This window comes from Clostridium puniceum, assembly GCF_002006345.1.
In the GTDB taxonomy this organism is placed as follows: domain Bacteria; phylum Bacillota; class Clostridia; order Clostridiales; family Clostridiaceae; genus Clostridium; species Clostridium puniceum.
On record NZ_LZZM01000119.1, the window covers coordinates 18,265 to 33,188 of the forward strand.

The following is a 14,924-nucleotide window of genomic DNA, read 5'->3' on the forward strand; positions in this document are numbered from 1 at the left end:
AGAAACTTATAATAAAGTCAAATAAGAAGATAATTTCTAAATAAATATAAATAGGCAAATTTATTCGAAATTCTTTATAATAAATTTTATGTTGTAGGAAGTTGGTATCAACTTGAAAGTTGTGTTAAAATATAGCTATTTAGAAAAGAAAATATAGGAGGGATGAATGAGAATATTATGGAACCAAATATTGTTGTTAAGCAAAAGGATAAAGTTAAGATAAAAAAACCTAAAGACTATAAAGTTGTTATGTATAATGATGATTATACTACAATGGAGTTTGTTATTAATATATTAGTAAGTGTATTTAATAAAAAGCTTATGGAAGCAGAAAAAATAATGTTAGATGTACATGAAAAAGGTAAGGGTGTAGCGGGAATATATAGCCATGATATTGCAATAACCAAGGTTTCAACTGCAATGGGGATGGCAAAGGAAAAAGGTTTTCCGTTTAAGCTCACAGTGGAGGAGGCGTAGAATATGAAGATCACCAATGAAGTTAATTTAATATTACTTAAGGCATATGAAGAAGCAAGGGGAAAAAATAGTGAATATATTACTCCAGAGCATCTGTTATATGCAGCAACCTTTGATGAGAATGTAGAATATGCTATCAAAGAATGTGGTGGTAGTTTAGAAAATTTAAGGTATAACTTAAATACTTATATAAGAACATATATAAATAAAATAGGACCTGGAGAACCACAAGAAAGCATTGAATTTCAACAAGTTATTTTAAATGCTAATGAACAAATTACAAATAGCGGGAAAGACGTTATTGATGTAGATCATATAATTTCTGCAATTTTCAATTTAGAAGATAGTTATGCAAGGTATTATTTGGAGCAGGAAGGTGTTACAAAAAGAGAGTTACTATATTCTTTATGCCATAGTTTAGCAGAAGAAAATAAAAATTCATATGAAAGCACGGAAAATTTTGGAGAAAATACTGAAGAAAGTGTAAGTGAAGAGAATCAAGAACAGATTAAGAAGAAAAAGGAAGATGCTTTTCTTAATAAATTTACAACAAATCTTATTGAGAAAATTAAAGAGGAAAATAGTGATCCACTAATAGGGAGAGAGGATATTTTAGATAGAAGTATTCAAATACTTTGTAGAAGAATAAAAAATAATCCTATACATGTAGGGGAGTCTGGAGTTGGTAAAACTGCTATTACTTTAGGCCTTGCAAGGCTTATAAGTGAGGAGAAGGTACCAGAAAAGCTAAAAGGAAGTTCTATGTTTTCTTTAGATATAGGAGCAGTAATTGCAGGGACTAAGTATCGAGGGGATTTTGAAGAAAGAATTAAAAGAATTTTGGATTTGATTGGAAAAGAGCATAAACCCATAGTGTATATAGATGAAATTCATAATATAGTTGGTGCTGGAGCTTTAAATGGCGGAGCTTTAGATGCATCAAATTTGTTAAAGCCATATCTAACAGAAGGTAAAATTAGATTTATTGGAGCAACTACCTTTGATGAATATAAAAAGTTTTTTGAAAAAGATAAAGCTTTAAGCAGAAGATTTCAAACAATAGATGTTAAAGAGCCATCGATTAAGGATGCAATAGAAATACTTAATGGACTTAAGATTAATTATGAAGAATATCATAATGTAAGTTATACGGATGAAGCAATTAGCGATGCAGTAACTTTAAGTGATAAGTACATTAATGATAAATATTTACCAGATAAAGCTGTAGATATTATTGATGAAGCTGGAGCTTACGCACGTGTGCATAATGAAAATTTGGAAGAAAAAATAGTAATTGATAGAAACATTATTGAAGAAATAGTATCTAAGGTTTGCAGTATTCCAAAGCAAACTGTAGAAAGCAGTGAAATTAATTCTTTAAAATATTTAGAAACTGGCTTAAAGGAAAATATTTTTTCTCAAGATAAAGCGATTGAAGAAGTTGTAAGATGTATAAAGATGTCTAGATCAGGATTAAATGAAGAAGATAAGCCGGTAGCATCTATGCTTTTTGTTGGACCTACTGGAGTTGGGAAAACTGAAATTGCAAGATGTCTTTCTAAGAAACTTGGTGTAGAATTAATAAGATTTGACATGAGTGAATATGCGGAAAAACATGCAGCTGCAAAACTTATAGGATCACCTCCTGGATATGTAGGATATGAAGAAGGTGGACTTTTAACAGATTCAATAAGAAAGACGCCTCATTGTGTATTGCTATTAGATGAAATAGAAAAAGCTCATGAAGATATTTTAAGTGTGTTACTTCAAGTTATGGATTATGCAACGCTTACTGATAATAAAGGTAGAAAAGCTGATTTTAGAAATGTAATAATAATAATGACTTCTAACGCTGGAGCAAGAAATATAGGTAAAAAACTTATAGGCTTTGGAGACAGAGAAGTCAAAGGTGAGGCTATAATGGAAGAAGTAAAGAAATTTTTTACACCTGAATTTAGAAACAGATTAGATAAAATAATAGTATTTAATAGTATGAATGATGTTATGGCAATGAATATTGCTAAGAAGCAGTTAAATGACTTTAAAATTAAATTAGCTAATAAAAATATAGAAATTGAATTTACAGAAGAATGTGCTAAACATCTTGTAAAAATAGGTACATCAGAAGAGTTTGGTGCTAGAGAAATTGCTAGAATAATAGCTTCAAAGATAAAACCATTATTAGTTGACGAAATTTTGTTTGGAAAATTGAGAGATGGTGGAAGTTGTGTTATTAACGTTAAAAATGAAGAATTTAAATTAAAAATTAATTAGTATATGTTTAAAGAGACAAGAATTTATTGAGAGTAAAATAATTCTTGTTTCTTTAATTTATATAGGTTTCAAAATAATTCTTTCGTAAAAATTATATTTGTTATTTAATTTTATATGAATTCTTAATTGCAATACATATAGAACAAATTTAAAATTCTAATGAAGAAGTTCCATAAAAAAGGTTTTAATGAATAAAAGTTTAAATTATGGATAATATATTAGTGATAAAAAGAAATTTCTAAACTAAAAGAGGAGGTGAACTGTTGCAAAGTTATTGATTAACTTTGGCAATGGAACATTATAATGGAAGATAAAAAATTAACATGTAGAGATTGTGGGGACGAATTCATTTTTACTGTAGGAGAGCAAGAATTCTACAAAGAAAAAGGATTTGAAAATGAGCCAATAAGATGTGCTGATTGTAGAAGAGCTAGAAAGCAACAAAATAATAGAAGATAATCAATAAGAAATTAGTTGATTTATCAAATAGGCTGATAATAAAATAGATTGGAAAAATCTTTTGTATCAGCCTATTGTTTTATTAATATTTCAAAATTTAATAGTTAAAATCCAGAGATCAATTATAGAAGAATTTGCGCAAAATTACTTTTAATTGGAAAGGTAAGTTTTTTATATTTATAATCAAAGTATATAAATTTCAAATATAATCGTATAAGCATAAAATTCGAGAGCTTTTACTATAAATTATTAGTGAAATAATAATTAATTTGCTTATAAATAAATAGAATATTAACGAAATGTTGAAATTGAATATGAATAATTAAAAAAATATAAAAATTCTATTGAATTTATTATGCATTTATGAGTATAATATAAAAAAGATTTGAATATAAAATTATTTAATAATCTTTTTTATTTTTCGAATTTAATATTTATTAATGTACATTAAAATAAATTAGATTCTAAATTTATATTTTAAAGATGTTGATAAGGAAGAGTATATAGAAGTGTACTTTTTAGAGAGCTAGAGATTGGTGAAAATCTAGTAAGTAAGTTTTATAGAAGCAGCCTTTGAATTTTATAGCTGAAAAATAAAGATTATAATGTAAAATTTTAAACAATTAGTTGTTTGAAATGGTAATTTTTAATTAGGTTATAACGTAATCCTCACGTTATAGAGGTGGAGTATATAATTATATATTCTAGCTGAGTGAACAATATTTATATTGTTTATTAGGGTGGTACCGCGAAGTAGTTCCTTCGTCCCTTGTTTGGGATGGAGGATTTTTTTATTCAAAAAATAAGGAGGTTATTTTCAATGGAGGAAATACTTGAGATTTTAGAAAAGAATGGTAGGTATACTGATGAACAAATTGCTGTTATGGTAGGAAAGACAGTTGAAGAAGTTAGAGAGGCTATTAGAGATTATGAAGAAAAGAATATTATAGCCGGATATACAACTCTTATAAATTGGGAAAATACAGGTAGTGAGACAGTTACAGCTCTAATAGAAGTTAAGATAACTCCTCAAAGAGGTGAAGGGTTTGATAAGGTTGCAGAGCGTATATATAAATTTTCAGAAGTTAAGGCATGTTATTTAATGTCTGGAGGATTTGATCTAACAGTTATTGTTGAAGGAAAAACTATGAAACAAGTAGCACTTTTTGTATCTGAAAAACTTGCAGTGCAACAATATGTATTAAGTACAAGCACTCATTTTGTGTTAAAAAAATATAAAGATCATGGCACAATATTTAAAGAAAAGAAAGTAAGTGATAGGGAGGCAATATTTATATGATATTAGAAAATATGATTTTAGATTATGTTAAAGATATGCCTCCATCAGGTATAAGAAAATACTTTGATATAATCAATGAAATGGAGGATGTGATTTCACTTGGTGTTGGAGAACCAGATTTCGTTACTCCTTGGAATGTTAGAGAAGCTGGTATTTATTCTTTAGAACAAGGGCATACTCATTATTCTTCAAATGCAGGATTTATTGAACTACGTGTAGAGATAGCAAAATATCTTCATAGAAGATTTAATCTTGATTATAATCCCGAAAATCAAATATTAGTTACAGTTGGAGGAAGTGAAGGGATTGATATAGCACTTAGAGCTTTAGTTGGACCAGGAGATGAAGTTATAGTACCAGAACCAAGCTTTGTTGCATATAAAGGGTGTACAGCTTTTACTGGCGCAACGGCTAAAGTATTAAATCTTAAATCTGAAGATGAATTTAAACTTACGCCAGAAGCTTTAGAAGCTGCTATTACACCAAAAACAAAAGTAGTTATAATACCATTTCCTAATAATCCAACAGGAGCAATAATGACAAGAGATGAGCTGGCTGGAATAGTAGAAGTTCTAAAAGATAAAAATATTATTGCTATTTCAGATGAAATATATTCAGAACTTTGTTATGGAGATAAACATGTTTCAATAGCATCTTTTCCGGAGATGAAGAAAAAAACTTTGGTTATAAATGGATTTTCTAAGTCGTATGCAATGACAGGATGGAGATTAGGATATATTTGTGGTCATCCAGTTTTAATAGATGCTATGAAGAAAATTCACCAATATGCAATTATGAGTTCTCCAACAACGGCTCAATATGCTGCTATTGAAGCTTTAAAGAGTGGTGATAGTAGTGTAGAAGAAATGTGTAGAGAATATAATAGAAGAAGAAGAGTTCTGTTAGATGGATTTAGAAAAATGGGATTAGAGTGTTTTGAACCACATGGAGCATTTTATATATTTCCAAGTATTAAATCTACAGGAATAACTTCTGATGAGTTTTGCGAACAATTACTTTTAAGTGAAAAAGTTTTAGTTGTTCCAGGAAATGCCTTTGGCGAATGTGGAGAAGGTTTTGTAAGAGTTTGTTATGCGTCTTCTATGGAGGATATTATTGAAGCATTAAAGAGAATGAAAAAGTTTATTAATAAATTAAAGAGTAAATAATATTATAAAAAATAGAGTAACCTAAACTAAAGATGGATGCTCTATTTTTGAGTTAATTTTTCTTTAAAATATCCGTATAAAAATTTATTTTGTTAAGTTTTAGTCTAATATTTTGGGAAAATGTAGTTATATTAGGCATAATGGAGAAAAAGTAATCAATTACAATAAAAAATAGAATTGAGTAAGAATATTGACATCATATTTCTAATATATTATTATAAATATAAATATGGTATCGCTTCCATATTGCAAGAAATTTTTCAAAACAAAATTAGAAATAAATAGCAATAAGTTAGAGAAAACGTAATGATCAAATAAAAAAATACAATGGGGTGAATTTACAATGTCAGTAACTATAAGTGATATTGCAAAACAAGCAAACGTATCATCAGCAACGGTATCAAGAGTACTTAATAGTTCAGGATATGTAAAAGAAGAAACGAAAAAAAGAATATTAGATGCGATAAAAGAAACCAATTATGTTCCAAGTGCAATTGCTAGAAGTCTATCAAAAAGTGAAACGAACACTATAGGAGTAATTGTTCCAGATATAACAAATGCTTATTTTGGAGAAATTATAAAAGGAATAAGTGACATTGCTGAAAAAAATAATTTGAATATAATTTTATTTAATACAGATAATTATTTAGAGAAGGAAATACGTGCTCTTAAATTATTAAAAGAGCAAAGAATTAAAGGAATTATAATGACACCTGGTTTTGGCGAAGAAAAATTTAATGAATCTTATATAAAAACAATAAATAATTTAAATATCCCAATAATTTTAGTTTCTGCAGATGTTAAATTTACTAAATTAAATGGGGTTTTTGTTGATAATATAAAGGGTGGCTTTGACGCAACAAACTTATTAATTAAAGAAGGTCATACAAAAATAGGAATTATGACTGGATTATTAAGCTCAGAACCAGTGGCAGATAGATTAGAAGGATATAAAAAAGCTTTAAAAGAAAATGATATTCCTTTTAAAAATAAATACGTTTATTATGGAGATTTTAAATTAGAAAAAGCATATGAATTGACTAAAAATTTATTTGAAGAAAAAGATCATCCTACTGCATTAATAGTTTGCAGCAATATGATGACTATGGGAGTAATAAAAGCGTTAAAAGATGAAAATAGAGAGATTCCTAAAGATTTAGCAATTATAGGCTTTGACAAAATTGATTTTTTAGATATAGTTGGACTTAATATTACATATGTGGAAGATTCACCAATAGAATTAGGAAAAGCATCTATGAATATGCTTTGCGATATTATCAGCAATATTGAAGATGAAAATGCAAGAAGGTTGATAATCGCACCACAAATAATAGTTAAAGGTTCAGAAAAAGCTCATAAGTAATGCTCTACGGGAATACTAACTTTTGATTTAAATAAAATTAAAGAAACTACTACTTTATAAATTTGAATCATGAAAAAATATTTCGTGATTTTAAATATTAAAAATATATTTATAGGAGGAGAAATAATGAAAAAGAGATTATTATCATTATTAGCAGTTTCAGCAATAACAGTAACTTTATTTGCTGGTTGTGGAAGTTCATCAAGTACAGGGGATAAAGCTGCAGGGGATAAAACTACTAAAGAAGAAAAATTAAAAGTAGGTATGGTAACTGATTCGGGAACAATTGATGATAAGTCATTTAACCAAGGTACTTGGGAAGGTTTAGAGAAGACGAAAACAGATTTTGGAACAGAAACAAAATATGTAAAACCAAGTGGTGAAACAGAAGCAGATTACTTAAAGAACATAGGTGATCTTTATGATTCAGGATACAAGCTTATAGCTACTCCAGGATTTAAATTTGAAACAGCTATTTTTAAAGCACAAGATCAATATAAGGATGCAAAGTTTGTTTTAATTGATGGTACTCCAAATGATGGAGCAACACCAAAAGCAAACTATAAAGTAGGGGAAAATGCTGTATCTATTTTATTTGCTGAACATCAATCAGGATTTATAGCAGGTGTTGCAGCAGCAGTACAACTTAAAGAAGGAGAACTTGGATTTATTGGTGGTATGGAAATTCCAGCAGTTCAAAAGTTTAACTGGGGATTCCAACAAGGTGTAGCTTATGCTAACAAAAATCTAGGCACTAAAATGTCATTGAAAGCGGAAAATGTAGTATATCAAGGAACATTTAACGATACAGCAGCAGGACAACAACTTGCAGCATCAATGTATGACAGAGGTGTTAAAGCTATCTTCTGTGCAGCTGGTGGAGTTGGTAATGGAGTTATAACTGAAGCTAAAGCAAGAGCAGCAACAGGTAAAGGTGTTTGGATGATTGGTGTTGATAGAGATCAATATCAAGATGGTGTAGGCGCAGATGGTAAGTCAATAGTTCTTACTTCAGCTATTAAAAAAGTTGAAGCAGCAAGTTATGACATGGTTAAACAATTAAAAGAAAATAAATTCCCAGGTGGTCAAACATTAACATTTGATATTACTAAGGATGCAGTTGGTATACCAACAAAGAATCCAAACTTAACTGATGATACAATGAAAACAGTTAATGATGTAGTTGCAAAACTTAAAGATGGTTCAGTTAAAGTAAATGATACAAATGATGGATCATTAATTAAATAATAATTAAATAAATTCCTAAAACAATGTAGTTAGGATTCTATAAGATAATGGTGAAGGATGCGTTTCTACAGGTTTTACATTCTTAATGAATTTGAAACTTATAGAAATTTCATCCTTCATATGCTTAAATTCAAAGTATATTGTATAAATTGTAATTTAAATAAGGAGGAGTCTATAATGGAATATGTAGTTGAAATGCTAAATATTCGTAAAGAATTCCCAGGAATAGTAGCGAATGATAATATTACTGTTAGATTAAAAAAAGGTGAAATTCACGCGTTGCTTGGTGAAAATGGAGCTGGTAAATCTACATTAATGTCAGTACTTTTTGGAATGTATCAGCCTGAAGTGGGAATTATAAAGGTAAGAGGAAAAGAAGTAAAAATATCAAATCCTAATGTTGCAAATGATTTAGGAATAGGAATGGTTCACCAACATTTTAAACTAGTTGAAAATTTCACAGTAACTGAAAACATTATTTTAGGCTGTGAACCTAGAAAAGGTTTAGTAGTTGATGTTAAAAGTGCAGCTAAAAAAATAGAGGAATTATCTAATAAATATGAATTGAAAGTTGATCCATATGCAAAAATAGAAGATATAACAGTAGGAATGCAGCAAAGAGTAGAAATTTTAAAGATGCTTTATAGAGATGCAGAAGTGTTAATTTTAGATGAGCCTACAGCAGTTCTTACACCACAAGAAATTCAAGAACTTATGAAGATTATGAAAAATCTTATCAAAGAAGGAAAATCAATTATAATAATAACTCATAAACTTAAAGAAATAAAAGCTGTTGCAGATTTTTGTACTGTTATCAGACGTGGAAAATATATAGGAAGCGTTGATGTAAAAACTACTTCAGAAGAAAAAATGGCAGAAATGATGGTTGGAAGACCAGTAAGCTTTAAGGTAAATAAAAAAGAAAAAGAGCCTAGAGATGTAGTTTTAAAATTAGAGGATCTTTCTGTTATGAATAACAAGAAGGTTTTAAGGGTTAAAAACTTTTCTTTAGAGGTTAAAGCGGGAGAAATTCTTGGGCTTGCTGGAGTTGAAGGTAATGGACAGTCAGAGTTAATTGAGGCTATTACTGGAATGAGACAAGTAAAGTCAGGAAAAGTATATTTTAAAAATGAGGATATAACGAATATGTCTATACGTAAGCGTATAAATAGCGGAATAGCTCATATTCCAGAAGATCGTCAAAAAAGAGGGCTTGTATTAGACTATACACTTGAAAATAATATGGTTTTAGAAATTTATGATAGAGAACCATTTTCAAAGCATGGCTTATTAAATAAGGATGCTATACACAATTATGCTGAAAAAATAATAAAAGAATTTGATGTAAGATCAGGTGAAGGTGGGAAGTCACCTGCAAGAACTATGTCAGGTGGTAATCAGCAAAAGGCTATAATTGGTCGTGAAGTTGAATTAAATCCTGAACTTCTAATTGCAGTTCAACCAACAAGAGGTCTTGATGTTGGATCAATAGAATATATACATAAGAGACTTGTTGAACAAAGAGATGAAGGAAAGGCTGTATTACTTGTATCACTAGAACTTAGTGAAGTTATGAATTTATCTGATAGAATTGCAATAATCAATAATGGAGAATTAATTGGAATAGTAAATGCTTCAGAAACAAATGAAAATGAAATCGGCCTTATGATGGCTGGAGTTCAAAAAGGAGGAGCGAAGCATGAGTAAAAAAGAAGCTTTAAATTCTATACTTGCAGTTATCCTTGGATTAATTGCAGGGGCGATTTTAATGTTTGCCATAGGCAGCAATGCTGTAGAAGGATATTCGTATCTTTTCAAAGGTGCACTAATAAATGTGAAAAGATTTGGAGATACATTAGCCACCGCAACACCTTTGATACTTACAGGACTTTCAGTAGGTTTTGCATTTAAAACAGGGCTTTTCAATATTGGTACGCCAGGCCAAATGCTTTTTGGAGGTTTTTGCGCTACAGTATTAGGATTAACATATGGAGATGCCATGTCAAGACCTGTATTGTTATTAGTTATGGTAGTAGCAGGATGTTTATCGGGTGCTCTTTGGGCTTTTGTACCAGGATTATTAAAGGCTAAATTTAATGTAAATGAAGTAGTATCATCAATTATGATGAATTGGATTTCTTACTGGATTGTTTATTATGCAGTTCCAGCATATTTTAAAGGTTCAAGTGAAACAGAATCTAAAAGTATTTCAGCATCAGCATCATTAAAAACAAAATGGATGACAGATTTATTTAATGGGTCTTATATTAACTTAGGAATACTTATAGCTATTGTAGCAGTTATTGTTATTTGGTTTATTTTAAATAAGACTGTTTTAGGATATGAATTAAAAGCAGTTGGATTTAATAAAAGTGCTGCAGAATATGCTGGTATGTCAGTAAATAGAAATGTGATTTTTTCAATGATGATTGCGGGAGGTCTTTCAGGGCTTGCAGGTGTAGCACAATACGTAGGTAATGCATCTAACATACAAATTGGTGTAATGCCATCTCAAGGTTTTGATGGAATAGCAGTATCATTACTTGGTGCTAATAATCCAGTTGGAATATTAATATCTGCTTTATTTTTTGGTGTATTATATTCAGGAAAAGGATTTATGAATGCTAATACAAGTATTCCACCAGAAATAGCAGATACAATAATAGCAACTATAATATATTTTGCAGCAATAAGTGCAGCAGTACCAATGATAGTAAATGCTATAAAACATAAAAAATCCATGGCAAAGGCTAAAAAAGCTCAAAATTCAGGTACTGATGCTGTGCATGAAGTAAATTCGAACAATGTTGAAAAATCAAATGATAGTATAGATATCAACAACAAGGAGGAGAAATAATATGTGGGAAATAGTAGTTCAAATTTTTCCATATGCTGTAGCATATACAATTCCTCTACTTATGACTGCATTAGGAGCATTATACTGTGAACGTAGCGGTGTAATTAATATCGGTCTTGATGGATTTATGATAGTTGGTTCTTTTGCAGGTGCTTTAACAATAACTAAGCTACAAGAAAGCATGGGAGCTGGAAGTAGTTTGGCTATTTGGATAGGATTACTAGTGGCTATAATAGTTGGTATGCTATTTTCTCTATTACATGCATTTGCAAGTATTAATTTAAATGCAGACCAAACAATAAGTGGTACAGCAATTAATATGATGGCTGGAGCATTAACTGTATTTTTAGCAAGAACTATTACAGGAAGTGGACGTATAAGAATTACAAATGGATTTTATCAAATGGATATCCCAGTACTTTCACAAATTCCTATACTCGGAGATTTATTATTTAAAAAAACTTATATAACTACATGGGTTTCATTAGCAATATTGGTGTTAAGTTCATTTTTAATATATAAAACAAGATTTGGATTGAGATTAAGATCTTGTGGTGAACATCCTCAAGCAGCAGATGCAGCTGGTATTAATGTTTATCGTATGCGTTATATCGGTGTTTTATTATCAGGAGGATTATCTTCTTTTGCGGGAGCAGTAATTCTTGTAACATTTTCAGGTGAGTTTAATGGAAGCGTTGCAGGTCTTGGATTCTTAGCATTAGCAGGATTGATTTTTGGACAATGGAAACCACTTGGAATTCTTGCAGCTACAGCATTCTTTGGATTTGCAACAACTGTCGCAAATGTATCACAAGTTATTCCAGAACTTGGTTCAATTCCATTAGTAGTATTAAAGGTATTTCCTTATGTAGCTACTTTACTTGCTCTTGTGTTATTCTCTAAATCATCTAGAGCACCGAAGGCAGAAGGGGAACCTTTTGATTCTGGAAAAAGATAGTTAACGTAGTAATGCATCAATAACTGATATAATTAAGTTTGTATAAAGAATAGTTAATGCATATTAATATTTTACTTAATGTGCATGACTTTATGAGGAGGAAAAGAAAATGAATATAGCTAAATATATAGATCATACAATATTAAAACCTGAGGCAACAGCAGAAGATGTGAAAAAACTTTGCAGAGAAGCTAGAGAATATAATTTTGCTTCTGTTTGTGTAAATGCATGTTATGCAAAATTAGTTAGTACTGAACTTGTAGGGACGGATGTAAAAACTTGTGTAGTAGTAGGTTTTCCGCTTGGAGCTATGACTAAAGAAGCTAAGGCATTTGAAACAACTCAAGCTATTGAAAATGGTGCGACTGAAATAGATATGGTTATAAATGTAGGCGCGTTGAAGGAAAAAAATTATGTACTACTTAAAGAAGATATTGAAGCAGTAGTTAATGCAGCTACAGGAAAAGCAATAGTTAAGGTTATTATTGAAACATGTCTATTGACAGATGAAGAGAAAGCTAAAGCATGTGAAATAGCTAAAGAAGCTAAAGCAGATTTTGTTAAGACTTCAACAGGATTTTCTACTAGTGGAGCTACAAAAGAAGATATTGCTCTTATGAGAAAAACTGTAGGAGAAAATATAGGAGTAAAGGCATCTGGTGGAGTTAGAGACTTTAAGACAGCTATGGATATGATAAATGCTGGAGCAAGCAGAATAGGTGCTAGCGCAAGTATTTCTATTGTTAGTGAAAGCAATTAATTTTTAGAATTGACAAATAGCAATTAATGAAAAAGCTCTGTTTGAGATTTGTCATTAATTATTGAGTGTCAAAATAGGAAAAGCTAGAAAGAATATAATCGAAAGTTATCGTATAACCAGTGAAAATAAGGAAGCGGTTTCATTAATTTATGGAATAATTAGATAGTTAATAATTAACAGTTAGTAAACAGAGCTCAAAGAGAAAGCTCATGTTTCAAAATATAAAATTTGGATATTTACTTTTCCTTGGTAATTTGAATTATATATTTTAAAGAAACGCTTTGTGTTTTATCTTTAATTGTCAATTTTAACTGAAAGAAAGGTGGTTTTGTAAATGATAAATAGAATTATATGGGTAGTTTTAGATAGTGTTGGTATGGGAGAAATGCCAGATGCTGAAAAGTTTGGAGATGTTGGTGCAAATACAATAGGAAATATTTCTAAAGCAGTAGGTGGATTAAATTTACCTAATATGATTAAACTAGGCCTTGGAAATATTGAAAATATTAAAGGTGTAGAAATGTGCGATTCACCAATAGGATGTTATGCAAGATTTGAAGAAGAATCTAATGGTAAGGATACAACAACTGGTCATTGGGAAATGGGGGGAGTTGTTTCAAAAGTAGCTTTTCCAACTTATCCAAATGGATTCCCAAAGGATGTAATAGAAAAATTTGAAAAGTTAACTGGAAGAAAAGTTATAGGAAATAAACCAGCATCAGGGACTGCTATATTAGATGAATTGGGTGAAGAACAAATGAAAACTGGAAATGCCATAGTTTATACTTCAGCAGACAGTGTATTTCAAATTGCAGCGCATGAAAAAATAATTCCTTTAGAAGAATTATATAAAATGTGCGAAATAGCAAGAGAAATGTTAACTGGAGAACATGGTGTTGCAAGAGTAATAGCTAGACCTTATGTTGGAGAACCAGGAAATTTCGCTAGAACACCAAATAGAAGAGATTTTTCACTAATACCACCATATGATACAGTTCTAAATAAGATAAAAAATGCTGGATTAGATGTTATTGGTGTAGGTAAAATAGAAGATATTTTCTGCGGAGAAGGAATAACAGAAGCAATTCATACTAAAGATAATATGGATGGAGTAGATAAGACTTTAGAATATATGAAAAAAGATAATAAAGGATTAATATTTACTAATCTTGTTGATTTCGATATGAAATGGGGACATCGTAATGACTTTAAATCTTATGCAAAAGGCTTAGAAGAATTTGATTTAAGACTTAAGGAAATTTTAGATGAAATGAAAGAGAATGATGTTTTATTTATAACAGCAGATCATGGCTGTGATCCAACAATGCCAGGAACAGATCATAGCAGAGAACATGTACCATTTTTAGCGTATGGAAGAAAATTGAAAGAAAATGTTAATTTAGGAACAAGAAAATCTTTTGCAGATATGGGGCAGACTATAGCAGATATATTAAAGGTAGAAAAAATAAAAAATGGAGAAAGTTTCTTCAAGGAAATAAAAAGATAAAAAATTACAAGAAATATATTAATGATCATATGCAGTAATATAAAAAATATTATAACTGTAAACTTTCAATTTTTGACTATTAACTGAGTAAAGAGGTGTATTTATGGATTACAAAAAACTTATAAAGGTAGCTTTAAATTATAGAAATAGAGCATATTCACCTTATTCTGATTTTAAAGTAGGAGCAGCTGTGCTTTTTGAAAGTGGAGAAATTTATGGTGGATGTAATATTGAAAATGCATCATTTGGAGCTACAAATTGTGCAGAAAGAACTGGAATATTTAAGGGAATATCAGAAGGTGAAAGCAAAATAAAGGCTGTAGCTGTAGTTGGGAGTCTTGAAGAATTAACATACCCTTGTGGAATTTGTCGTCAAGTAATTGCAGAATTTGGCGATAAAGATGTAAAAATAATAATAGCGAAAAGTGAAAATGATTATATAGTAAAAGACATGAATGATATTTTACCAGGAGCATTTACCAAATCAGACCTGGGTAAATAAATTATAGTTAACAAGTAACTATTAACTGAATAAAATTTGGAGGTAACAAA

Annotated in this window: 13 protein-coding genes and 1 other annotated feature; all 13 genes read left to right on the forward strand. The window is 29.9% G+C overall.

Annotation, left to right across the window (positions count from 1 at the left end; all coding sequences use genetic code 11):
- Window positions 1-177 precede the first annotated feature (177 nt).
- On the forward strand, window positions 178-477 hold the full coding sequence (locus CLPUN_RS09050; RefSeq protein ID WP_077846968.1) for an ATP-dependent Clp protease adaptor ClpS: 300 nt from the start codon (window positions 178-180) through the stop codon (window positions 475-477).
- A gap of 3 nt (window positions 478-480) precedes the next feature.
- Entirely contained in the window at window positions 481-2,751 is a 2,271-nt protein-coding gene (gene clpA / locus CLPUN_RS09055) for an ATP-dependent Clp protease ATP-binding subunit ClpA (RefSeq protein ID WP_077846969.1), read from the forward strand.
- A 303-nt stretch (window positions 2,752-3,054) separates the two neighbouring features.
- Window positions 3,055-3,210, forward strand: a complete 156-nt coding sequence (locus tag CLPUN_RS09060) for a zinc-ribbon domain-containing protein (protein WP_077846970.1) — start codon at window positions 3,055-3,057, stop codon at window positions 3,208-3,210.
- Window positions 3,211-3,687: 477 nt separating this feature from the next.
- Window positions 3,688-3,983: a binding site (T-box leader), on the forward strand.
- A 47-nt stretch (window positions 3,984-4,030) separates the two neighbouring features.
- A complete protein-coding gene (locus CLPUN_RS09065; protein WP_077846971.1) occupies window positions 4,031-4,510 on the forward strand; it encodes an Lrp/AsnC family transcriptional regulator in 480 nt (159 codons plus the stop codon).
- A complete protein-coding gene (locus CLPUN_RS09070) occupies window positions 4,507-5,679 on the forward strand; it encodes an aminotransferase class I/II-fold pyridoxal phosphate-dependent enzyme (protein ID WP_077846972.1) in 1,173 nt (390 codons plus the stop codon). Before CLPUN_RS09065 ends, CLPUN_RS09070 begins: the two co-directional genes overlap by 4 nt.
- Before the next feature lie 343 nt (window positions 5,680-6,022).
- Entirely contained in the window at window positions 6,023-7,042 is a 1,020-nt protein-coding gene (locus CLPUN_RS09075) for a LacI family DNA-binding transcriptional regulator (RefSeq protein ID WP_077846973.1), read from the forward strand.
- Between the two features lie 126 nt (window positions 7,043-7,168).
- Window positions 7,169-8,290, forward strand: a complete 1,122-nt coding sequence (locus CLPUN_RS09080) for a BMP family lipoprotein (RefSeq protein ID WP_077846974.1) — start codon at window positions 7,169-7,171, stop codon at window positions 8,288-8,290.
- Window positions 8,291-8,467: 177 nt separating this feature from the next.
- Window positions 8,468-9,997 carry an ABC transporter ATP-binding protein gene (locus CLPUN_RS09085; protein ID WP_077846975.1) on the forward strand — a complete coding sequence of 510 codons (1,530 nt, stop codon included), beginning with the start codon at window positions 8,468-8,470 and terminating at the stop codon, window positions 9,995-9,997.
- Window positions 9,990-11,147, forward strand: coding sequence for an ABC transporter permease (locus tag CLPUN_RS09090; protein ID WP_077846976.1), 1,158 nt, complete (start codon window positions 9,990-9,992; stop codon window positions 11,145-11,147). Before CLPUN_RS09085 ends, CLPUN_RS09090 begins: the two co-directional genes overlap by 8 nt.
- Window position 11,148: 1 nt before the next feature.
- Complete coding sequence (locus tag CLPUN_RS09095; protein WP_077846977.1) at window positions 11,149-12,105, forward strand: ABC transporter permease; 957 nt, start codon at window positions 11,149-11,151, stop codon at window positions 12,103-12,105.
- Between the two features lie 109 nt (window positions 12,106-12,214).
- The gene (gene deoC / locus CLPUN_RS09100) at window positions 12,215-12,865 is read left to right on the forward strand and encodes a deoxyribose-phosphate aldolase (RefSeq protein WP_077846978.1); all 651 of its coding nucleotides are present in this window, start codon (window positions 12,215-12,217) and stop codon (window positions 12,863-12,865) included.
- A gap of 334 nt (window positions 12,866-13,199) precedes the next feature.
- Window positions 13,200-14,372 (forward strand): phosphopentomutase, encoded by a 1,173-nt coding sequence (locus CLPUN_RS09105; RefSeq protein WP_077846979.1) that lies wholly within the window; start codon window positions 13,200-13,202, stop codon window positions 14,370-14,372.
- Between the two features lie 103 nt (window positions 14,373-14,475).
- Entirely contained in the window at window positions 14,476-14,874 is a 399-nt protein-coding gene (locus CLPUN_RS09110; protein ID WP_077846980.1) for a cytidine deaminase, read from the forward strand.
- Window positions 14,875-14,924: the final 50 nt, after the last annotated feature.